The 20,447-nt window shown below is 69.6% G+C and carries 20 protein-coding genes; 14 read left to right on the top strand and 6 right to left on the bottom strand.

The window, feature by feature from the left end:
- Positions 1-49 precede the first annotated feature (49 nt).
- The gene (locus tag CCL05_RS22120) at positions 50-1,111 is read left to right on the top strand and encodes an alkene reductase (RefSeq protein ID WP_086562219.1); all 1,062 of its coding nucleotides are present in this window, start codon (positions 50-52) and stop codon (positions 1,109-1,111) included.
- A 61-nt stretch (positions 1,112-1,172) separates the two neighbouring features.
- Positions 1,173-2,090: an alpha/beta hydrolase gene (locus tag CCL05_RS22115; protein WP_086562218.1), complete on the top strand. Its 918-nt coding sequence runs from the start codon at positions 1,173-1,175 to the stop codon at positions 2,088-2,090.
- A gap of 136 nt (positions 2,091-2,226) precedes the next feature.
- On the opposite strand, the gene CCL05_RS22110 is transcribed toward CCL05_RS22115, so the two are convergent.
- The gene (locus tag CCL05_RS22110; RefSeq protein WP_086562217.1) at positions 2,227-2,694 is read right to left on the bottom strand and encodes a winged helix-turn-helix transcriptional regulator; all 468 of its coding nucleotides are present in this window, start codon (positions 2,692-2,694) and stop codon (positions 2,227-2,229) included.
- A gap of 105 nt (positions 2,695-2,799) precedes the next feature.
- Between CCL05_RS22110 and CCL05_RS22105 the strand changes: the two genes are divergently transcribed.
- The 4 genes from CCL05_RS22105 to CCL05_RS22090 all read left to right on the top strand — a co-directional run bounded on the left by CCL05_RS22105 (position 2,800) and on the right by CCL05_RS22090 (position 5,966).
- Positions 2,800-3,300, top strand: coding sequence for a PaaI family thioesterase (locus CCL05_RS22105; RefSeq protein ID WP_086562216.1), 501 nt, complete (start codon positions 2,800-2,802; stop codon positions 3,298-3,300).
- A gap of 132 nt (positions 3,301-3,432) precedes the next feature.
- Positions 3,433-4,023, top strand: a complete 591-nt coding sequence (locus tag CCL05_RS22100) for a TetR/AcrR family transcriptional regulator (RefSeq protein ID WP_086562215.1) — start codon at positions 3,433-3,435, stop codon at positions 4,021-4,023.
- Positions 4,024-4,530: 507 nt separating this feature from the next.
- Complete coding sequence (locus CCL05_RS22095; protein ID WP_086562232.1) at positions 4,531-5,397, top strand: alpha/beta fold hydrolase; 867 nt, start codon at positions 4,531-4,533, stop codon at positions 5,395-5,397.
- A gap of 95 nt (positions 5,398-5,492) precedes the next feature.
- Positions 5,493-5,966, top strand: a complete 474-nt coding sequence (locus CCL05_RS22090) for a winged helix-turn-helix transcriptional regulator (RefSeq protein WP_086562214.1) — start codon at positions 5,493-5,495, stop codon at positions 5,964-5,966.
- 70 nt (positions 5,967-6,036) lie between these two features.
- Here CCL05_RS22090 and CCL05_RS22085 read toward each other — a convergent pair whose 3' ends face one another.
- The 5 genes from CCL05_RS22085 to CCL05_RS22065 all read right to left on the bottom strand — a co-directional run bounded on the left by CCL05_RS22085 (position 6,037) and on the right by CCL05_RS22065 (position 12,292).
- The gene (locus tag CCL05_RS22085) at positions 6,037-7,491 is read right to left on the bottom strand and encodes a DHA2 family efflux MFS transporter permease subunit (protein WP_086562213.1); all 1,455 of its coding nucleotides are present in this window, start codon (positions 7,489-7,491) and stop codon (positions 6,037-6,039) included.
- Between the two features lie 127 nt (positions 7,492-7,618).
- A complete protein-coding gene (locus tag CCL05_RS22080) occupies positions 7,619-8,317 on the bottom strand; it encodes an SDR family oxidoreductase (RefSeq protein WP_086562212.1) in 699 nt (232 codons plus the stop codon).
- A 42-nt stretch (positions 8,318-8,359) separates the two neighbouring features.
- Positions 8,360-9,391 (bottom strand): SMP-30/gluconolactonase/LRE family protein, encoded by a 1,032-nt coding sequence (locus CCL05_RS22075; protein WP_086562211.1) that lies wholly within the window; start codon positions 9,389-9,391, stop codon positions 8,360-8,362.
- 112 nt (positions 9,392-9,503) lie between these two features.
- On the bottom strand, positions 9,504-10,319 hold the full coding sequence (locus CCL05_RS22070; RefSeq protein WP_086562210.1) for an oxidoreductase: 816 nt from the start codon (positions 10,317-10,319) through the stop codon (positions 9,504-9,506).
- A 353-nt stretch (positions 10,320-10,672) separates the two neighbouring features.
- Positions 10,673-12,292 carry a PucR family transcriptional regulator gene (locus CCL05_RS22065; protein ID WP_086562209.1) on the bottom strand — a complete coding sequence of 540 codons (1,620 nt, stop codon included), beginning with the start codon at positions 12,290-12,292 and terminating at the stop codon, positions 10,673-10,675.
- 275 nt (positions 12,293-12,567) lie between these two features.
- Between CCL05_RS22065 and solA the strand changes: the two genes are divergently transcribed.
- The 8 genes from solA to CCL05_RS22025 all read left to right on the top strand — a co-directional run.
- On the top strand, positions 12,568-13,704 hold the full coding sequence (gene solA / locus CCL05_RS22060; protein ID WP_086562208.1) for an N-methyl-L-tryptophan oxidase: 1,137 nt from the start codon (positions 12,568-12,570) through the stop codon (positions 13,702-13,704).
- A 120-nt stretch (positions 13,705-13,824) separates the two neighbouring features.
- Positions 13,825-14,499, top strand: coding sequence for a haloacid dehalogenase type II (locus tag CCL05_RS22055; protein WP_086562207.1), 675 nt, complete (start codon positions 13,825-13,827; stop codon positions 14,497-14,499).
- Between the two features lie 83 nt (positions 14,500-14,582).
- Positions 14,583-15,680: an ABC transporter substrate-binding protein gene (locus CCL05_RS22050; protein WP_167409593.1), complete on the top strand. Its 1,098-nt coding sequence runs from the start codon at positions 14,583-14,585 to the stop codon at positions 15,678-15,680.
- Entirely contained in the window at positions 15,673-16,809 is a 1,137-nt protein-coding gene (locus tag CCL05_RS22045) for an ABC transporter ATP-binding protein (protein ID WP_086562206.1), read from the top strand. Before CCL05_RS22050 ends, CCL05_RS22045 begins: the two co-directional genes overlap by 8 nt.
- Before the next feature lie 39 nt (positions 16,810-16,848).
- The gene (locus CCL05_RS22040) at positions 16,849-17,715 is read left to right on the top strand and encodes an ABC transporter permease (RefSeq protein ID WP_244204352.1); all 867 of its coding nucleotides are present in this window, start codon (positions 16,849-16,851) and stop codon (positions 17,713-17,715) included.
- A complete protein-coding gene (locus tag CCL05_RS22035; RefSeq protein ID WP_244204351.1) occupies positions 17,712-18,554 on the top strand; it encodes an ABC transporter permease in 843 nt (280 codons plus the stop codon). Before CCL05_RS22040 ends, CCL05_RS22035 begins: the two co-directional genes overlap by 4 nt.
- 34 nt (positions 18,555-18,588) lie before the next feature.
- Positions 18,589-19,869 (top strand): NAD(P)/FAD-dependent oxidoreductase, encoded by a 1,281-nt coding sequence (locus CCL05_RS22030; RefSeq protein ID WP_086562203.1) that lies wholly within the window; start codon positions 18,589-18,591, stop codon positions 19,867-19,869.
- A gap of 39 nt (positions 19,870-19,908) precedes the next feature.
- On the top strand, positions 19,909-20,447 hold a 539-nt coding region (locus CCL05_RS22025), incomplete at its 3' end, for an aldehyde dehydrogenase family protein (RefSeq protein ID WP_143589926.1).

Raw genomic sequence — 20,447 nt, 5'->3', positions numbered from 1 at the left:
CAGGCATCCCGCCGCCCCTCTCTCTGACCCCTTATCCGAGGACACATCCATGCTGAACGCCCTGTGGAACCCGATCGTCGCCGGGGAGATCGCCCTGCCGCACCGGCTTGCGATGGCCCCCATGACGCGCGACCGGTCCACCCCGGAAGGCGTCCCCACCGAGCTGAACGCCGAGTACTACGCCCAGCGCGCCTCGCACGCCCTCATCATCACCGAGGGCACCCAGCCCAACGCCGACGGACAGGGCTACCTGCTCACCCCCGGCATCTACTCCGAGGAGCACATCGCCGGCTGGCGCAAGGTCACCGATGCCGTGCACGGCGCCGACGGACGCATCGTCATCCAGCTCATGCACGTCGGACGGATGTCCCACCCCGACAACACCCCCCACCACCGGCAACCGGTCGCCCCGTCCCCGGTCCAGCCGGCAGGCGAGATGTTCACCCCGTCCGGCCCCCAGCGGATGCCGGTCCCGCGCGAACTGGCCACCGAGGAGGTCGCCGCGACGGTCGACGACTACCGGCGCGCCGCGGCCGCCGCCATCGCGGCCGGCGCCGACGGCGTCGAGATCCACGGCGCCAACGGCTACCTCGTGCACCAGTTCCTCGCCGCCAATACCAACCAGCGCACCGATCGCTACGGCGGCTCCCTCGACAACCGCATCCGCTTCGCCGTCGAGGTCGCCACCGCCGTGGCCGAGGAGATCGGCGCCGGCCGCACCGGCTTCCGGATCTCTCCCGGCAACCCGTTCAACGACATCGCGGAGAGCGACACCCACGAGCTGTACCCGGCACTCGTGCGCGCCCTCGCCCCGCTCGACCTCGCCTACCTGCACATCGGCCACGGCGGCGACGACGAACTCCTGCACACCCTGCGCAAGCTGTGGCCGAACACCTTGGTCCTCAACCGGGCCGGCACCGACATCGTCACCCGCGCGAAGGACATCGAGGACGGCCTGGCCGACATCGTCACCGTCGGCGTGATGGCCCTCGCCAACCCCGACCTGGTCGAGCGCGTACGCACCGGCGCGCCGCTGAACACCCCCGACCCCGCCACCTTCTACGGCGGCGGCGAGGCCGGTTACACCGACTACCCCACCCTCACCGCCTGACCAACCCCGCCATACCGGTCCTGGCGGGCCGGTATGCCACACGGCCCCATGGAGGTACCAGATGTCCGAGCACGCTGCTGTTGAACTGAGCCCGGAAGCGATCGAGTTCGCGGAATGGCTGGCCACGGGGGCGAATCCCCCGTCCGAGCTGGAGGCCGCGCGCATCCGGGCGGAGCAGGTCCATCTCGCAGCCCGGGAGCCGGAGGGCGTCACCTACCGGGAGGTGGACGCGGGTGGCGTGCTGGGAATCTGGTGCGAGCCCCTCGACGCCACCACCGACCACGTCCTTCTGCACACTCACGCCGGGGGCTCCGTACTGGCCTCGGCACACGTCGACCGAAAGCTCGCCGGCCACATCGCCAAGGCCGCAGGGGCGCCCGTCCTGGTGCTGGACTTCCGGCGAGCGCCGGAACACAAGTACCCGGCTCAGGTGGACGACGCGGAGGCGGCCTTCAACTGGCTGCTCTCCGAAGGGTACGAGCCGGGAAACATCGTCACGATCGGCCACTCGATCGGCGGGTTCATCGCCGTCGCCCTGGCGCTGCGCCTCCGTGACAAGAAGCAGCCGCTGCCCGGCGCCATCGTGTCGATCTCCCCCTGGTGCGACCTCGAGATCGCCAACGAGACCATCGCGGCCAACGCCCAGACGGACAAGATTCTCAGCAGGGAACTGCTGGAGTTCTTCCGGGAGTCCTGGATCGGCGGCACGGGTATCGAGTTCACGGACACCCGGATCAACCTGAACCGGGCGGACCTGAGCGGTCTGCCCCCGACCCTCGTCTCCTGGGGCACGTACGAGGTCCTGGCCGGCGAGGACGAGGAGTTCGCCGCCCGCGTCAAGGACGCCGGAATCGACACGACGACCGTCGTGGTCCCCGGAGGCCAGCACTCGTACGTCTACGGCGCCGGCCGGATTCCGGAGACCGACGCCGCCATCGCACGGATCGGCGCCTGGGTCCGGGAGAAGGCCAAGATCTGACCGGGCGGTACGGGCGCGGCAGTCACAACAGTCGCGAGCCTGCCGGATCGGGACGGCGGACGGATGCCGGCAGGGCCTGCGGCAGCGCGCAGGTCCGCGACGCACGCGACCTCGTCCCGGTCCGGCGGGCCAGGGCTCACGAGCGGGGGCGGGCGCCTGCTCCCAGCCGGGCGGTGACGTCCCGCGGAGTGAGGGTGGAGTGCTCCGCGGAGCACTCGACGACGACGCGGACCGGGGCGTCGCACTCGGTGTGGCGTACGTCCAGTACAGGGCCTTCGGAGCCGAGGGCGTATGTCTCGCCCCACTGGGTCAGTGCCATCAGAACGGGCCACAGGTCCCAGCCCTTGCGGGTCAGGCGGTATTCGTTGCGGGAGCGGCTGCCGGGCTCCCGGTAGGGGACGGTCTTCAGGATGCCGGCCGAGGTCAGCTTGCGGAGGCGGTCGCTGAGGACGGCTTCCGACAGGCCGATGTGGCGGTGGAAGTCGTCGAAGCGGCGGACTCCGTTGACGGCGTCACGCAGGATCAGCAGGGTCCATTTCTCCCCGATCACGTCGAGCGTGCGCTGGACGGGGCAGTTCTCCGTGCTCGCCTCAAGCCACTCCATCCCGCCATCGTAAGGGGACTGGCTTCGCCATTGACAGTCAGCTGAAGTAAAGCCTAGCTTCACCTGGAAAAGTCAGCTGACCGTCAGAGGGAAGGGCGCTGGGCCGTGGGGCGAACGCGTACGTATCACTGGGACGATCCCGCGATCTCGGCGGAGGCCGCCGGACGCATGCCCGGCATCGACTTCCTGCGCGAGGTGCAGGCGGGACGGCTGCCGAGGGCGCCGATCAGCAGCACCGTCGACTTCACCCTGGACGAGGTGGAGCCCGGCAGGGCGGTCTTCTCTCTGACGCCGGGGGAGGAGCACTACAACCCGATCGGCAGCGTCCACGGCGGCGTCTTCGCCACCCTGCTCGACTCGGCGGCGGGCTGCGCCGTCCAGACCACCCTTCCGCAGGGCGTGGCGTACACCTCGCTCGACCTGACCGTGAAGTTCCTGCGGCCGATCACCGTGGACACGGGTCCGGTGCGCGCCATCGGCACGGTCGTGAACAAGGGGCGCCAAACCGCCCTCGCCCAGGCCCAGTTGGTCGATGCGAAGGGCCGTCTCCTCGCCCACGCCACCAGCAGCTGCATGCTCTTCCCGGTGCCGGCCCCTCGGGTGTGACTCCGCGGGCGGCGCCCTCGGCCCGTGGGGGCGTACAGCCGGGACGACGATTTGGATTACGTTCGCCATACCATAGACTGGCGAAGTCGGTGACGGGCAACCGGTCCTTCCGGCCGGCGAGGAGCGTGTGCTGTGGTGCGGTACGGAAAAGAGCACAAGGCGGAGACGAGGCGGCGGATCATCGAGACGGCGGGTCGCCGGTTCAAGCGAGACGGTATCGACGGCTCCGGAGTCTCGACGCTCATGAAGGACGCGGGGCTGACCAATGGGGCCTTCTACGCTCACTTCGAATCCAAAGACGACCTCGTCACCACGGCAATCGCCGATCAGCTGAAGGTGCAGGCGGAGAATGTCGTCGCGCAGGCCGCACCTGGCCGTGCCGGCATCGAGCAGATCGTGCGGGGATACCTGTCGCCCCAGCACCGCGACAACCTCGGCGACGGCTGCCCCAACGCCGCTCTGCTCGACGAGATCGGGCGCTGCACCGACACGACCAGGCAGGCGTACACCGACGGCGTCCTGGTCCTCATCGACGGCATCGCCTCTCGCATGGCGCCCGAGGCCCCGTCCTCCGCGCGAGTGAAGGCGCTCGGCCTCCTCGGCCTGTTGGCCGGAACACTGCAGCTCGCCCGCGCCTTGACGGACCGTCAACTCGCTGATGCGCTCCTCGAGCAGGGGGTGAACAACGCCCTCGCTCTGCTGGACGCCGACCAGCGAGTCTGACGGCTACCTCCCTCGTCGAGACCGGCGCCCTGCGCGCCCACGTCGGGGCGACCTTCCCGCTCGCCGAGGCCGCCAAGGCCCGCGCCCCTGGGCGAGACCGGCCGCACCATCGGCAAGACCATCGCTGACCGTGGTGGCCCCGAGTACCACCAGCGCAACCCGAACTTCCCCGGCGGCATGGCAGGCGTGAACGCCGGAGTGGCGCGTACTTCGAGCGATTCACGCAGCTGAGCGTGGCGCCGAAGCGGGGTGCCGAGGGCGGAAAGATCGTCGAGCACGGGGATGCCGTGCAGGACGTGCGGGAGACCTCCGCCAACGACAGCACGATGTTCTGAGGGCCTCCGGGGCGTATCTCTTGCGGAATGCATTGAATTATGAACATACTTTAAAGGTCGGCGTGATGCTGAGGGACTCGATCGAACGCGGTTCCGACTCCTACGGGCCTTCTGCCGTCGACCGACCGGACCGCAGTCGCAGTCCGGAACCCTCATGCAGAAGGGCACGGCCATGAACGACGCACAAGGAGCACGAGGCGACGTGGCGACGTCGTACAAGAAGGCGCCCACCCGCACCCTCACCGCCGGGGGAGTGACCTTCGCCTACCGCGACCTCGGCCCGAATGCCGGCGTCCCGGTGGTCTTCATCACCCACCTTGCCGCGGTCCTCGACAACTGGGACCCCCGGGTCGTCGACGGCATCGCCGCCAGGCATCGCGTCATCACCTTCGACAACAGAGGTGTCGGTGCTTCCAGCGGCTCGACACCGAAGACCATCGAGGAGATGGCGAAGGATGCCGTCACCTTCATCCGGGCGCTCGGGCTCAAGCGGGTCGACATCCACGGCTTCTCGATGGGCGGCATGATCGCCCAGGTGATCGCGCAGGACGAACCGCAACTCGTCCGCAAGCTGATCCTCACGGGCACCGGCCCCGCGGGAGGCGAGGGCATCAAGAACGTGACCCGACTGTCCCATCTCGACACCGTCCGGGCCCTGTTCACCCTCCAGGACCCGAAGCAGTTCCTCTTCTTCACCCGCACCGCGAACGGGCGCCGAGCCGGAAAGCAGTTCCTGGCCCGTCTCAAGGAGCGCACCCACGACCGGGACAAGGCCATCTCCCTCCCGTCGTACTTCTCCCAGCTCAAGGCCATCCACCGCTGGGGGCTCGCGCAGCCCCAGGACCTCTCGGTCATCCGTCAGCCCGTGCTCGTCGCCAACGGCGAGAGCGACAGGATGGTGCCGACGAAGAACTCCTTCGAGCTGGCTCGGCGACTGCCGAACGCCGACCTGGTCGTCTATCCCGACGCCGGTCACGGAGGCATCTTCCAGTTCCACGAGCGGTTCGTGGCGGAAGCCCTCGACTTCCTTGAGCGGTAGTGGATCCCCGGGGGGCTGGGTATCGAAAAGTAAACCGAAACGCGGTTAGTATCGCTCCCATGGACGCGTGGACGGAAGTTCTTCAAGACACCGGCATGGACCCCCGACTCGACCGGGACACGTCCAACTGCTCGATCGCGCGCACTCTTGAGATCGTGGGCGAGAAGTGGACGATCCTCATCCTGCGCGAGGTCTGGTACGGCTCGTCCCGCTTCAGCGATTTCGAACGCGTCCTCGGCTGTCCTCGCAACCTCCTCGCGACGCGGCTCCGGATGCTGGTGGAGGAAGGGATCCTGGCGACCGAGACGTACAAGGAGCCCGGTTCGCGGAGTCGGCCCAAATATGTGATCACCTCCAAGGGCATGGACCTCGTGCCGGCCGTCATGGGGCTGCTGCAGTGGGGTGACCGTTACCGCGCCGACCCGGAGGGGCCGGCGGTACTGGCGCGACACCGTGAGTGCGGCGCGCGGGTCGACGTCCGGATCCGCTGCGAACGAGACCACCCGGTGGAAGCGAACGACATCGAGAGCGTCCCCGGGCCGGCCTTTCGTATGAGGTCGCCCGAGTGAGCTGAACCACGCAACAGTGACGGAGGCGGCGCCCCCTCAGCCGGGTGGGCGCCGCCTCTCGGGTCGGGCTTCAGGTCGCGGCCGTGGCGCCGGCCGGATTACCTCCTGCGGCGACAAGGCCGGCAGTCGGGCCGTCGGCCTTGCGCTGTCCGGTCATCAGCAAGGCCAGGGCCGCGGCCAGGGCGACCGCACCTGCCCCGGCCCAGAGCGCCGGGACCAGCCCGTCCACGAACAGTGAGGCCGACCCGTAGCCGCCCTGGGCGGAGAAGACCGCCGCCAGCGAAGCGACGCCGATGGCCCCGCCGACCTCTCGGATCGCGTTGTTGGCGCCGGAGGCGATGCCCTGCTCCTCCGGGCGGACGGTACTCATGACGAGGTTCGCGCTGGGAGCGAAGAACATCCCCATGCCGATTCCGCAGACGATCAGCGCCGGCAGCAGAGAGGTGTACGACACCTCCGGTTCGACCGCGAGTGCCCAGAGACCGAGGCCCACCGCGTTCAGGGCCATGCCCACCGTGACGACGGGAGCGCCGCCGATGCGGTCGGACACTGCCCCGGCCAGCGGCCCCGCGATCATGGGCATGGCGGTCCAGGGCAGCATCCGCACGCCGGCTTCCATCGGCGAGTAGCCGCCGACGATCTGCAGGTACTGGCTGAGCAGGAAGATCGACCCGAACATGCCCAGCAACATCAGCAGGCTGGCGGCGTTGAGGGCGCTGAAGGAACGGTGGCGGAACAGGCGCATCGGCAGCATCGGGTGCTTGGCGCGCAGTTCGTAGAAGACGAAGCCGACGAGCAGCGCCGTACCCGCGAAGAAGCCGCCCAGTACCGGCGTGCTGGTCCAGCCGTCGGCGTTGCCGCGCACCAGGCCGTACACGATGCCGAACAGACCGCCGCTGGCCAGAACCGTGCCGACGAGGTCGAGGCTCGGGTTCGGGCCGTGACTCTCGTCCAGCCGCAGCAGGGCGAGCGGGATCAGCGCCAGGCCGAGCGGGACGTTCACCCAGAAGATCCACTGCCAGGAGAGGTGCTCGGTGAGTGTGCCGCCGATGAGCGGTCCGGTGGCGACGGCGATGCCGCTGGCCGCGCCCCAGATGCCGAAGGCCGTTCCGCGCCGTTCGGCGGGGACGGCGGCCGACAGCAGGGTGAGCGTCAGCGGCGTCACGATCGCGGCCCCGACGCCCTGCGCCGCACGCGCGGCGATCAGTTCACCCATCCCCGGTGCGAGCGCGGCCGAGGCCGAGGCCGCGGTGAAGATGCCGAGCCCGATGGCGAACAGTCTTCGGCGGCCGAAGCGGTCACCGAGCGACGCGCCGAACATGAGCAGGACCGCGAAGGTGAGGGTGTAGGCGCTCACTGTCCATTCGAGGTCCTCGAGGCCGCCGCCGAGGTCCTCGCGGATGGAGGGGAGGGCGGTGGTGACGATCAGGTTGTCGAGCGCGGCGATGAATCCGGCCATGCTGGTGATGGCCACGGCCCAGACGGCGCTGCCGCCCCGAGCCGGTTGCCTGCGGTGCTGTTTCATGGCGTTCCCTGGCAGACGTACTTCACGACGGATCAATGGACGTGGATGCCGGCGGGGGACGGCATGGCGTGCGACAGCGAGCATCGGCATGCACCGGGCTCGGCGCGGATTCCTGGGCGGTCGGCCCTCAGGGAAGCTGCGGGTAGAGCGTGGAGACGCCTCCGGCCAGGGCGGCCTGCGCCTGGCGGGCGGCGTTGTCGGCGAGGATCTCGTAGGCGTCGGCGGCGATGCCGTCGACGGCGCTCCGGGCGACGTCGGCCGGGTCTGACTTGGCCGCGTCGACGGCCCGGACCATGTCGGTGTCCATGTAGCCGACGTGCAGGCCGGCCACCCGGATGCCCTGGTCGGCGAGTTGCAGGCGCAGGGCGTTGGTGAGCGACCACTGCGCGGACTTGGCGGCGCAGTAGGCGCCGGCCTCGGGGAAGGTGAACCAGGACAGGGCGGACAGGACGTTCAGGATCGCCCCGCCGCCGCCCGCCGCGATCTGGGGCGCGAAGGCACGGGCCACCGAGAGGGTGCCGAAGAAGTGGGTGTCCATCTCCAGGCGGATGTCGTCCAGGTCGGCGGTGAGCAGGTCGGCGCCGGTGGAGGATCCCGCGTTGTTGATCAGGAGGGTCACATCGCCGGTGGCCCGGGCGGCGGCCGCGACGGAGGCGGGGTCGGTGATGTCCAGCGCGATCGGCTTGGCGCCGGGCAGGTCGACCTGGTCGGGGTTGCGGGCGCCGGCGTAGACGGTGGCGCCGCGGCCGAGCAGCTCGGCGGCGAGTGCCCGGCCGAAGCCCCGGTTGGCTCCGGTGACGAGAGCGGTGCTGGCGGAGAGTTCCATGGCGGTTCCTCATGCAGTCGACTATGGAATTATGATCATACTTTAAATCCGGTGTGCCGCGTCGGCAAGGAGAGCCGGGAAGTTGATCCTCGCGGTCTGCAGTTTCGGGTCGTGGGGCTCGGGGACACCGCCGTCGGTGATGTACAGCCGGTCGCCGCGGACCGCGGTCGCGGAGGGCGAGGCGAGGCCGTCCTTGCTGGTCAGGACGGGCTTGTAGGTGCCGTTCGGGTAGATCACCACGACCCTGTCCGGACCGTTCTGCGAGGAGGAGCCGTTCTGTGCCGCGAACACCACATCGGACCAGGGGGTCAGGAAGCTGAGATCGTCGATGTTGGGCAGGCCGCCCGCGACGAGGCGGAGGGGACCGGCCGCGCCGGTGCCGGTGACCGGTACCCGCAGCAGCGTTCCCTTGTTGAAGTTGCTGACCCACAGAGCGCCGTTGTGGAACCTGAGCCCGTTGGCACCGATCGGCAGGGCCTCGGTCGGTACCGGCGCGAGAGCGGCGTCGGTCAGCCACGGGGTCGCCGATCCGCCCGAGACCGGGACGGACCAGATGATGCCCTTCAGGCTGTCCGCGATGTAGAGGGTGCGTCCGGCCGAGTCGATGGCCAGCCCATTGGGGCCCGAGTCGGCGGGCAGAGCGGCGATGCGCTGAGGTGTACCGTCCGGACCCAGCGCGTACACGCCGTTCCGGTCCGCGTTCCCCGGGGCCCACACGCTGTAGTAGACGGTGCCGTCATCACCACGGGTGTTGCCGCTGATCGCCTCACCCACCTTCCCGGTGACGAACACGGTGCGGTGCCCGGACGCGTCTATGCGCATCAGCTGCGGCCCATGCGTGCGCCGGCACACCGCGCAACTGCCGAGCAGGGACAGGGTCACCGAGCCGTCGGGGTTGACGGTGATGTTCTCGGGGATCTCGCCGGCGGCGTAGTCGAACGTCGCCGCGGTCCGTACGTCGGTGACCAGGGATCTGCTGTACGACTGTCCCGTCTGTGCCGACGCGGACGGCGCCGCCCCCAGGACGGCCGCCGTCGCGGTGACCGCCAGTGCGATTCCGGCGTTCTTCCTCATGAGACGTCTCGCGCTGAATGCACTGTGCCGGGCCGTTCGCTGACGTTGCTGCGGCATGACTCTCCTCGGTGGATCGACGAGTGACGGAGCGATGGACCTTCGGAGACATCGGTCAGACGGGCATGCGGTTGTTCTTGCGGATCTGCTTGTCGAACGTTCCGGCGGGGACGAGGCGGCGCGCCGTGGTGACACGTGAGGCCAGCGGGCCGGCGGTGTAGCGCAGCTTCGGCTTCTTGTCGGTGGCCGCGGTGACGATCACCTTGGCGACGACGGCGGGGTCGTCGCCGTCCTTCATCGCCTGTGCCATCACCTCGTCGAAGACGCGCCGTCGCTCCGCGTAGAGGGGCAGCGGGGTGTCGGGCTGCGTGGCGTTGGTGTCGAAGCTGGTCTTGGTGTAGGCGGGCTGGACGAGGAGGACCCGGACGCCGTGCTCGCGGACCTCGTGGTCCAGCGACTCGGAGTAGCCCTCGACGGCGTGCTTCGACGCGACGTAGAGGGCCATGAAGGGCTGGGGAGCGACGCCGAGAACGGACGAGACGTTGATGACGCGCCCGCCGCCCTGGGCGCGCATGTGCGGCAGGACGGCCTTCGTCATGCGGATGATGCCGAGGGCGTTGACGTTCAGGATCTTCTGGGCCTGGGTGACGGAGTTCTCCTCGACGGCGCCCGCCGAGCCGATGCCTGCGTTGTTGACCAGGACGTCGATGCGCCCGAACCGGGCGATCACCTCTTCGACCGCGGCGGTGGCCGAGTCGTCGCTGGCCACGTCGAGATCCACGTACGTCACACCGGCGGGCGGGGTGAGCCCGGAGGTCTTGCGGCCGGTTCCGATCACCTCGAAACCCGCCGCGGCCAGGGCACGTGCCGTTTCCTTGCCGATTCCCGAGGAGGCACCTGTCACGAGCGCCACCGGCTGAGTTGTCGCCATCACGAGCTCCCTGATTTGAATTACGACCGTATGTCTTACGTTCGTACGACCATAAGGGTGTCCTCGGTCGATGGCAAGTGGTCATGTCCGGCGATCCGAGAAAGGGCCCGACGGCGGACTGCGCACGGCGGAGGGCGTCCGACGCGTCGATCAGCTCGGACCATCGCGGGACGGCCCGACGGCCGGCCCCGAGGACGGGGTCGAGACCGTCGGGCGTGGGCGGCAGGAGCCGGAAGAGTCCACCGATCGCGGTCGCACGGTGTTCCCTCGCGCCGCTGGGCCCTGACGGCTAAAGGGCGTCTGATCAGCTCACTCGGTCAGGTCGATCAGGCCCTGCGCGACACCTGGCCGCGTCAGGCGCCGGGCGGGGCCGCGCCCTGGGCGTCCAGCACGAGCACCGCGACGTGCAGGGACGTGCACTCCAGGCCCGACTCCAGATCGCAGCCGAGGAGTCGTTCGATGGTGTGGAGGCGCTGGTAGTACGCCTGCCGGGACATGCCGGCCTGCTTGGCCGCGACCGACTTGTTCCCGGCTGCCGTCAGATACGCACGCAGGGCGGGCAGCAGGTCACCGCCGTTGCGGTCGTCGTGCTCGATGAGACGGGTCAACTGCCGTTCCGCGTACCGCTGCAGGCGGGTGTCCTTGCGCAGGATGCCCAGGAGTTCGGGGAGTCCGACGTCGGCGGGGACGTAGAACCAGCGGTCGGCCGAGGCGGGCGTGATCGCCTCGGCCGTCTGCTCGGCCTCCTGCCACGACCGGGCGATCCCCGAGAGGTCGGTCACGCCGGGGCCGACGGCCACCACGGCCTCCGGTCCGAGTTCCTCGCGGGCGAGACGGCCGATCCGCTCGGCGACCGGCTGCCAGGCGCTGGCCTGCGCCAACGCGAGGAGCACACCGATCCGCCCCGGGGCCGTCTCCCCGACCAGGGCGCGGATACCGGTCTGCGCCAGCGCCTTCGCCATGCGTTCGTCGAGGTGCTCGTCGGGGCCGGTGTGCGCGTGGCGGACGACCACGGCGAAGAGGCGGTGCCCGAAGGCCGGCAGCCCCAGTGCCTCGGCGCGGGCGCGGGCGTCCGCGGGGGAGCGGAAACGGCGTTCGTACAGGTCACGCAGCACGGAGCGGTGCGCCCGGCGCTCCCACCAGGCCGGCCCGGCCAGGCGCGCCATGGTCAGGGCGACCGCCGCACGTTCCAGGACCAGGACGTGTTCCGGGTCGGGCTCCGCGTTCAGCCGGCCCTCCAGCAGGACCAGCCGCCCCCACAGCCCGTGGTGGTCCTGCACGGGCGCGATCAGCCACCCCTCCGGACCGCTCGGCGCGATCTTCTCCAGGGTCGGGGCGGCCCGGGAGCGCCGGGACCAGGCCGACACCACCGGCTCGTACGGCCGGCCGAGCAGTTCGCACATCAGGACCCGGTGGGTGAGGTCCTCCAGCACCACGGAGGCCCCGGTGAGCTCCGCGGTGGTGTGCACCAGTTCCTCGGGATCCGCGCCCCGCAGCGTCAGGGCGGTGAAGATGTCCTGGACGTCCCGCCCGCGGCGCAGCAGCGCCCCCTGGGCGTCGAGGATGAGCGCGTGCACCGTCTGCGTGACGTCGATGAACCGGACGCCGCGGGCCAGCTCGACCAGCGGCACGTCCCGGGCACGGCAGGCCGCCACCAGCTCGTCGGGCACCTTCCGGTACCGGTAGCCGAGCTCCACGATCAGGCCGGCCGCGCCGACATCGGCGAGCTGGTCGACGTATCCGCGCAGGTCGGAGGCGTCCTCGGGGTAGGGCATGCCGGTCGTGAGCACCAGCTCGCCGCCCTCGAGGAAGTCGGCGGGGTTGAGCAGCTCGGTGACATGCACCCAGCGCACCGCGCGGTTCAGCTGTGACTCACCGGCGAGGACGCGGGGCATCCCTTCGGCCAGCACGGGCAGTCGCAGAACCTCCGCGATGGTCGGGAAGTGCCCCGTTGCGGGACGTCTGGGCGGCATAGGCGGGCTTTCGTCCGGGGGATCGGGGGTCACCTTCGCACCGGCCACTCGCCCTGGCAAGAGGAGAGAGGGCACTTTCCGAAGCTTGCCCGTCGCCGTGACAGACCGTCTCGAGAAGGCCCCAAGGCGGAACACAGTGTGGGTTGACCTGGGCATTCGCCCGGGTCGAAAGTTACGCCATCCCCAGCGGAGCACGGACCGGAAGCAGCCGCTCAGTGTTCGCACCGCGCTGGGACACGACTGCCCCCAAGGCCCTCGGCGAAAGGAGCGACCTCATGCGCATCCCGAAGCGCGTCGCCGTGATCGGTGCCGGCACCATGGGCAGCCAGGCCATGTGGCGCCTCGCCGCCCGCGGAGCCGAGGTCATCGGCTACGACCGGTACGCGCCGGGTCACGACCGCGGTGCGGCCGGGGGCGAGAGCCGTATCTTCCGCGCCGTGCACCTCGGTGAACCCGGCTACATTCCGCTGCTGCGGCTCGCCGACCGGATGTGGGACCGGCTCCAGCGCGAAACCGGGTTCTCGCTGCGCCGCCGCAGCGGATGCCTGGTGATGGGCGAAACCGACTCGCCGCCCATGCGCCTCCTCCGCTCCGCCAGCACCACCCACGAGCTGGACCATGAGGTACTGGACCGGGAGGAACTCGCCCGCCGCTACCCGCAGCACCGCCTCCCGGACGGGCACACCGCCGTCCTCGACCGTGAGGGCGCCATCATCAGGCCCGAGGCATCGGTCCAGGCCGCCGCCGCCCGCGCCGAACAACTGGGCGCCCGGCTGCACCGCTACACCCCGGTGCGGGAGATCGCCCCCGCGGCGGGCGGCGGCGTGCACATCGTCACCGACCACGGCACGGACCACGTCGACACCGCGGTGGTGACCGTGGGCCCCTGGATCAACACCCTGCTCCCGGACCTGCCGCGCAGCGTCGACGTCCGCCGGCTGATCAGCTCCTGGCACCTGCCCACACGCCACGACTGGTTCGCGGGCGGCGCCCCCGCCTTCGTGCGCAGCACCCCCCACGACTGCTACGGACTCCCGTCACCCGACGGCATCTCCGTCAAGCTCGGTCTCTCCTTCGCCCGCTATCTGCCGGTACCCGACCCCGAACGACTCGACCGCACGGTCCGCCCGGAGGAACTCGCCACCTTCCACGAGCTCATCGGCGAGCTGATGCCCGATCTGAACCCCGACCCCATCAGGCTGTCGGTCTACATGGAGGGCTACACGGCGTCCGGAAACCCGCTCGTCGGGCATCTCCCCGGCGAGGACGACATCGTCGTCATGGCCGGCTTCTCCGGCAGCGGCTTCAAGCTCTCGCCCGCCATGGGCGAGATCGCCGCCGACCTGGCACTCGACGGCAGCACTGAACACCCCATCGGCTTCCTCGCACCTGCCGGAGTCGGCGCCGCCTGAAGCCGGGCAACCTCCCCGGCCCCCCCAAGCTCCGGCAAGCCTGTCCCAGGCGTGCCCGAAAAAACCTGAAAAACCAGGACTGGAGCATCTTCAGTTCCCCGAGCATGAGAGAGCACTTCCATGAGCGAACCCTCGTTCCGGCCGAAGTACGTCTCGTTTGACTGCTACGGCACGTTGATCGACTACCCGATCACGCCCATCACGCGGGAGCTCGTCGGCGACCAGGTCCCCGCCGAGCACTGGGACCAGTTCGTCCGGGAGTTCCGCGGCTATCGCTACGACCAGGTCCGCGGCGAGTACTACGCCTACGAGCAGGTGCTGCAGGACTCCTTCGAGCGGGTCTGCCGCAAGTGGGGCCTGAAGGCGGCCCCGGACGCGGGCAAGCGGTTCGCCGACGGCGTCCGCAGCTGGGGCCCGCACGCCGACGTGCCGGAACCCCTGAAGAAGATGGGCCAGAACTACAAGCTCGTGATCCTGTCCAACGCCGACGACTCCTTCCTGGAGGAGAGCGTGCCCCGGCTCGGCGCTGACTTCCACGCGGTCTTCACCGCGGAGCAGGCCGGCTACTACAAGCCCCGCTACGCCGCGTTCGAGTACATGCTCGACCAGCTCGACGCGTCCCCCGAGGACTTCGTGCACGTCTCCTCCCACACCCGCTACGACCTGATGCCGATGCACGACATGGGCTTCCGCAACCTCATCCTGCTGGACCGCGGCTACGACCCCGTGACCCACGGCTACGACTACGTGCCGGTGAAGTCCCTGGACGAGCTCAACACGCTGCTCGGCATCTGAACTCCCCACCCCTCCGTGCGGGACTCGCACGTCCCCGCAATCACGGATTCCCCGTACCCCCAGCGATCTCCAGGAGCTTTGCCATGGAAGGCAACCGGATAGGACGCAGAACCGTACTCCGCACCGCAGGCGCGCTGGCCGCTGCCTCGGCACTGACCGGATGCGGCACTCTCATGGGCTCCGGCGAAAGCCGTGGCTCGTCCAGCGGCGGAGGCAAGAAGCGACTCGTCGTCAGCAACAGTGGTGGCGCCTACAACGACGCTCTCACCAAGGCGATCTACGAGCCGTTCGCCAAGGAGACCGGCATCACGGTCACCACGGTCAACTACCAGTCCGCGCAGATCATCGCCCAGGTCAAGCAGGGCCGTCCGCAGGTCGACCTGATGGACAACACCCTGCTGATCTTCCAGAAGATGGCCCGCCTGGACTGTCTGGACCCGGTGGACCACGACCGGCTGAAGAACGTCAAGGGCGCCGGGATCGCGGAGAACCAGCTGCCGGAACACGCGGTCGGCAAGAACGTCTGGGCGAGTCTGATGGCCTACCGCACGGACAGTCTGAAGCGCGCGCCGAAGAGCTGGGCCGACTTCTGGAACACCCACTCCTTCGCCGGTCCGCGCTCGTTGCAGAGCGCTGACGCGGACTACCCGGAGCTGGAGTTCGCGCTGCTGGCCGACGGGGTGCCGCTGGACAAGCTGTACCCGCTCGACCTGGACCGGGCGTTCGCCTCGATGTCGCGGATCCGCGGAGACGTGAAGAAGTTCTGGAACACCGGCGCCCTTCCGGCGGTGCTGCTGGGCCGCAAGGAAGTCGTCGCGACCAGCCTGTGGAGCGGCCGCGCGGACGAGCTCATCAAGCAGGGGCAGCCGGTCGCCTACCAGTGGAACGGCGCCCGGCGACTCAGCAACGGCTGGGGCATCCCGAAGGGCGCGGACAACACGGACGCGGCCTACAAGCTGATCGACTTCTCCCTGCGTCCCGAGGTGCAGGCCGCGTTCGCCAAGCTCTTCCCGCAGGGCCCGGTCGTCCCTGCCGCCACCAAGCTGCTCTCGGACGATGTCCTGGCCACGCTGCCGACCTCGCCCCAGAACCTGAAGACCGGGTTCGACACCGACGTGGCCTGGTGGGACAAGAACCTGGAGGCGGTCACCAAGCGCTGGCAGGAGTGGGCCGATGCCTGAGCGCACCAAGCTTCTCGCCGCGGCCCTGGCCCCGGAGTCCACCTCGCTGACCGGCAAGTCCCTGTCGGTGACGGGGCTGCGGAAGTCCTACAGCGGGACGACCGTGGTCGACGGCGTGGACATGGAGATCGCGGCGGGTGAGTTCGTCACCTTCCTCGGCTCGTCGGGGTCGGGCAAGACCACCACGCTGATGATGCTGGCCGGGTTCACCGAGCCCGACTCCGGCACCGTCAGCGTCGACGGCCGGGACATCACCAAACTCAACCCCGGCAAACGCGACTTCGGTTTCGTCTTCCAGCAGTACCTGCTCTTCCCGCACATGACCGTGACGGAGAACGTCGCCTTCCCCCTGCAACTGCGGGGAGTGCCGAAGGCGGAGATCCGCCGCCGGGTGGGTCAGACGCTGGAGGCGGCCGGGCTGGCGAGGTTCGCCGGCCGCAAGCCGCGTGAGCTGTCCGGCGGTCAGCAGCAGCGTGTCGCGCTGTGCCGGGTGCTGGTCTACCGTCCGCCGATCGTGCTGATGGACGAACCGCTGGGCGCGCTGGACAAGAAGCTGCGCGACCAGATGCAGACCGAGATCAAGTCCATCCAGCGCGAACTCGGCCTGACCGTCGTCTACGTGACGCACGATCAGGAGGAGGCGCTGGTTCTGTCGGACCGCATCGCCATCATGAGGGACGGCCGTATCGAGCAGTTCGACACCCCCCGCGGCCTCTTCGAACGCCCCCGCACCCCCTTCGTCGCCGACTTCCTCGGCGCCGCCAACTTCCTCAACGGAAAGGTCGAGGAGCCGACCGCGGACGGCTGCACCCGCGTGCGCCTCGACACCGGCGGTGTGCTCACGGCCCGCGCCCACTCGTGCGTTCCCGGGCAGCGGGTGCGGGCCGCGGTGCGGCCGGGCAAGCTGCGGCTGGTCGGTGTCGAGGAGGGCTGCTGTTCCGGCACGGTCGAAACAGCGGTGTACGTGGGTTCGCTGACCCGGATCACCGTCCGTCTGGACGGTGCGGCCCCCGGTACGCCCCCGCTGCGGATCGAGACCGCCCACACTCCGCCGCGCCCCGGCGAGCGGGTCTGTGTGACCGCCGCCCGTGAGGACGTCAGTGTCTTCGACGAGATGGACGGGGGCTGAGCCGTGGCCGGCACCGCTCTCGCACCCGGCAAGGTGCGTGTGAAAACGTCCGCGAAACGCGGGCACCGCTCCCGTATCGCGCTGGTCAACGCCGTCCCCGTGACGCTGTTCCTCCTCGTCCTGTTCGTCTATCCGATCGTCGGCGTCCTCTCCCTCAGCCTCAAGGGCGACAGCGGCGGCTTCACGCTGCACTGGTACACCGACGCCCTCAGCGGCGCGAACCTCTCCGTGCTGATCTCCACGCTCAGGATCTCCGCGGAGACCGCGGTGCTCAGCCTGCTGGTGGGCTTCGTCCTGGCGCACGCCATCGCCCGGATGCGGCCCGTCTTCGCCGCGCTGGCCATGCTGATCGTGGTCGTACCGCACTTCATCAGTGCCCTGGTGCGCACCTACGGGTGGATCATCATGCTCGGCGAACACGGCCTGATCAACACGCTGCTGACGTCCATCCACGCCCCCGGCGCGCCGTACTCGCTGCTGTACAACGAGACGGGTGTCGTCATCGGCACCACGTCGGTGATGCTGCCCTACACCGTCCTCGTGTTGCAGGGCGTGATGCGGGGGGTCGACGGTCGGCTCCTGGCCGCGGCGGCAGGTTTCGGCGCCTCCCGTTCGACGATCTTCCGCCGTATCTACCTGCCGCTGGTGGCGCCGGGGATCGGCACCGCGGGGCTGCTCAGCTTCATCCTGTGCCTGGGCTACTACATCACCCCCGCCCTGATGGGCGGAGACAAGCAGACCGTCGTCGCGGCCCTCATCGACCAGCAGGTGATGAAGCAGGACCAGTGGAACTCCGCCGCCGCCTTCGGCGTGATCCTGCTCCTGCTCACCTTCGCCGGCCTGGGCGTGCTCGGCCTGGCCAAGCTCCGCCGCACCAAGGCACACACACGAAGGAGCGGCTCATGATGGAACTGCCCGCCACCCGAGCCGGACACATCGGCCGCGGCATCACCGCCACCGCCATCCTGCTCTTCCTGGCCATGCCCATCGTCATCATCCTGGTCACCTCCTTCGGCGCCGACGGCATCGGCACCTTCCCGCCCAAGGAGTACAGCGCCCGCTGGTACGAGCAGATGGCCGCACCCGGCAGCGACTGGGCCACCTCCATCGCCCTGTCCAGCCTCGTCGCCACGCTCACCACGGTGTTCTCCCTCATCCTGGGCGTGACCGCCGCCACCGCCCTGGCCCGCGGCCGGCTGCCCCTGCACGCGGCCGTCTACGGCCTGGTCCTGGCCCCGCTGCTCATCCCTCAAGTGGTCATCGCGCTCGGCCTGTTCCTGTTCTTCGAACCCGTCGGCATGCTCGGCAGCCCCCTGGCCATCGCCCTCGGCCACACCGTGCTGGCCGCACCCATCGCCGTCCTCATCATGATCTCCACCCTGAAGGGCATTGACGAACGGCTCGAAGACGCCGCCGCCGGCATGGGCGCCGGCCGGATGACCATCGCCCGGCGCATCACCTTCCCCCTGGCCACCCCGGGCCTGATCGCGGCAGCGGTGTTCTCCTTCATCACCAGTTTCGACGAGTTCTTCATCGCCCAGTTCATGTCGACACCCGACACCCGCACCCTGCCGGTGCTCGTCTTCAACGCCCTGCAGTTCGACGTCGACCCGACCGTCACCGCCGTCAGCGCGGTCCTCATCGCCCTGGCCGTCCTGGCCCTCGCCCTGGTCGCCCTCGTCCGCAAACTCGGCGGCCACCGCAACCAGCAGCAGGGCGTGCTCCCCGTCGAACCCCTCACCTGAACCCCACCGAGAACTTCCCCGCAGGAGACCCGAGATGAAGACGATCCCGTTCTGGATCGATACCGCCGGGGCGTTCCCCGACCGCTCCGGCAAGCCACTCACCGAGGACACCGACCTGGTGGTCGTCGGCGCCGGCCTGACCGGTCTGTCCACCGCACTGCACAGCGCCCGCAAGGGCGCCCGTGTCACCCTCGTCGAGAAGGGCCAGATCGGCTCCGGCGCCTCCGCCCGCAACGGCGGCATGGCGAACCTGGGCTTCACCATCGGCGTTCGCCAGGCGATCCGCCGGTACGGACTGGAGCGGGCCCGCGAGATCTACAACTCCTACGGCGAGGCCGTGGACACCGTCGAGCGGCTCGTGAACGAGGAGTCCATCGACTGTCAGTTCCGTCGCGTCGGACGCCTGGGCGTCGCGTCCCGCCCCGCGCACTTCGAGAGCAAGAAGGCCCAACAGCGCGACCTGGCCCGGTACTTCGGGCACGAGACCTCGCTGATCGGCACGTCCGAGCTGCGTTCCGAGATCGGGTCCGACGCCTACCACGGTGGCCTGCTCGACCCGTTCAGCGCCGCACTGCACGTCGGCCGCTTCGTGCGCGGCATGGCCGAGGCCTGCGAGCGCACCGGTGTCGAGATCCACGAGCGCAACGCGGCCATCGGCGTGCGGCGTACCGCCGCCGGCCGGTTCGAGGTCAGCACCGAGCGCGGTGTGATCCGTGCCGGGCAGGTCATGATGGCCACCGACGCCTACACCGACGAGAACTTCCCGTGGCTGCGCCGCCAGCAGGTCTGCCTGGGCAGCTTCATCATCGTGACCGAGCCGCTCGGCGAGGCGCTCGCCCGGGACATCATCCCGAAGGCCCGCCTCATCGTCGACTCCAACAACCTCTGCCACTACTTCCGGCTCACCCCGGACAACCGGCTGCTGTTCGGCGGCCGTGCCCGCTTCGCACCGTCCGATCCCACCTCGGACAAGAAGAGCGGAGCCGTCCTGTTCCGTGAGATGTGCGAGGTCTTCCCCCAACTCTCGCGGACGAAGATCGAGTACGTGTGGGGCGGCTCGGTCGGCTTCGCGATGGACCGCATCGTGCACGCCGGGCAGACCGACGACGGCGTGTACTACTCCATGGGCTACGCGGGCCACGGCGTGCAGATGGCCACGCACATGGGGCAGGTCATGGCCGACGTGATGGACGGCCACCCCGAGGTCAGCCCGGTCCGTGACCTGGCCCCGCCCCGCATCCCCCTCTACAACGGCACCGCCTGGTTCCTGCCCTTCGCGGGCGCCTACTACAAGACGCTGGACCGCATCCGCTGACCGGTCGGCAGCGCCTCTACCGATACAAGGAGACCCACGATGACTGTCGTCCAGGATGTTCCCAAGCAGCTGTTCATCGGCGGCGGTTGGCAGGACGCGGAGTCCGGCCGGACGCTGTCGGTCGACAACCCGGCCACCGGTGAAGAACTGTGCCGGGTCGCCGATGCCTCCCCCGCGGACGGCCGGCGTGCCGTCGAGGCGGCGGTCGCCGCGCAGGCCGGCTGGGCCGCCACCCCGCCCCGCGTGCGCAGCGAGATCTTGCGCCGCGCCTACGACATCATCATCGCGCGTACCGAGGACCTCGCGTTGCTGATGACGCTGGAGATGGGCAAGCCCCTGGCGGAGGCGCGTGCCGAAGTCGCCTACGCCGCCGAGTTCTTCCGCTGGTTCTCCGAGGAAGCCGTCCGTATCGACGGCGGCATGATGACCGCGCCGGACGGCAGGAACCGCCTCCTGGTCACCCGCCAGCCCGTCGGCCCCTGCCTGCTGATCACCCCGTGGAACTTCCCCCTGGCCATGGGCACCCGCAAGATCGGCCCCGCCCTCGCCGCCGGCTGCACCATCGTCCTCAAACCCGC

This window comes from Streptomyces africanus, assembly GCF_002150735.1.
GTDB lineage: Bacteria > Actinomycetota > Actinomycetes > Streptomycetales > Streptomycetaceae > Streptomyces > Streptomyces africanus.
Note: the sequence above shows the minus strand (reverse complement) of the source record. Positions and strands in the feature narration are given on the sequence as shown.

What these genes read in the sequence shown, in the direction of transcription:
- solA (WP_086562208.1), top strand. Translation starts at nt 12,568, where the DNA reads ATGCGCATCCCGAAGCGCGTCGCCGTGATCGGTGCCGGCACCATGGGC.
- CCL05_RS22070 (WP_086562210.1), bottom strand. Translation starts at nt 10,319, where the DNA reads ATGGCGACAACTCAGCCGGTGGCGCTCGTGACAGGTGCCTCCTCGGGA.
- CCL05_RS22035 (WP_244204351.1), top strand. Translation starts at nt 17,712, where the DNA reads ATGATGGAACTGCCCGCCACCCGAGCCGGACACATCGGCCGCGGCATC.
- CCL05_RS22110 (WP_086562217.1), bottom strand. Translation starts at nt 2,694, where the DNA reads ATGGAGTGGCTTGAGGCGAGCACGGAGAACTGCCCCGTCCAGCGCACG.
- CCL05_RS22115 (WP_086562218.1), top strand. Translation starts at nt 1,173, where the DNA reads ATGTCCGAGCACGCTGCTGTTGAACTGAGCCCGGAAGCGATCGAGTTC.
- CCL05_RS22045 (WP_086562206.1), top strand. Translation starts at nt 15,673, where the DNA reads ATGCCTGAGCGCACCAAGCTTCTCGCCGCGGCCCTGGCCCCGGAGTCC.
- CCL05_RS22055 (WP_086562207.1), top strand. Translation starts at nt 13,825, where the DNA reads ATGAGCGAACCCTCGTTCCGGCCGAAGTACGTCTCGTTTGACTGCTAC.
- CCL05_RS22095 (WP_086562232.1), top strand. Translation starts at nt 4,531, where the DNA reads ATGAACGACGCACAAGGAGCACGAGGCGACGTGGCGACGTCGTACAAG.
- CCL05_RS22050 (WP_167409593.1), top strand. Translation starts at nt 14,583, where the DNA reads ATGGAAGGCAACCGGATAGGACGCAGAACCGTACTCCGCACCGCAGGC.
- CCL05_RS22090 (WP_086562214.1), top strand. Translation starts at nt 5,493, where the DNA reads ATGGACCCCCGACTCGACCGGGACACGTCCAACTGCTCGATCGCGCGC.
- CCL05_RS22065 (WP_086562209.1), bottom strand. Translation starts at nt 12,292, where the DNA reads ATGCCGCCCAGACGTCCCGCAACGGGGCACTTCCCGACCATCGCGGAG.
- CCL05_RS22120 (WP_086562219.1), top strand. Translation starts at nt 50, where the DNA reads ATGCTGAACGCCCTGTGGAACCCGATCGTCGCCGGGGAGATCGCCCTG.
- CCL05_RS22030 (WP_086562203.1), top strand. Translation starts at nt 18,589, where the DNA reads ATGAAGACGATCCCGTTCTGGATCGATACCGCCGGGGCGTTCCCCGAC.
- CCL05_RS22080 (WP_086562212.1), bottom strand. Translation starts at nt 8,317, where the DNA reads ATGGAACTCTCCGCCAGCACCGCTCTCGTCACCGGAGCCAACCGGGGC.
- CCL05_RS22075 (WP_086562211.1), bottom strand. Translation starts at nt 9,391, where the DNA reads ATGAGGAAGAACGCCGGAATCGCACTGGCGGTCACCGCGACGGCGGCC.
- CCL05_RS22085 (WP_086562213.1), bottom strand. Translation starts at nt 7,491, where the DNA reads ATGAAACAGCACCGCAGGCAACCGGCTCGGGGCGGCAGCGCCGTCTGG.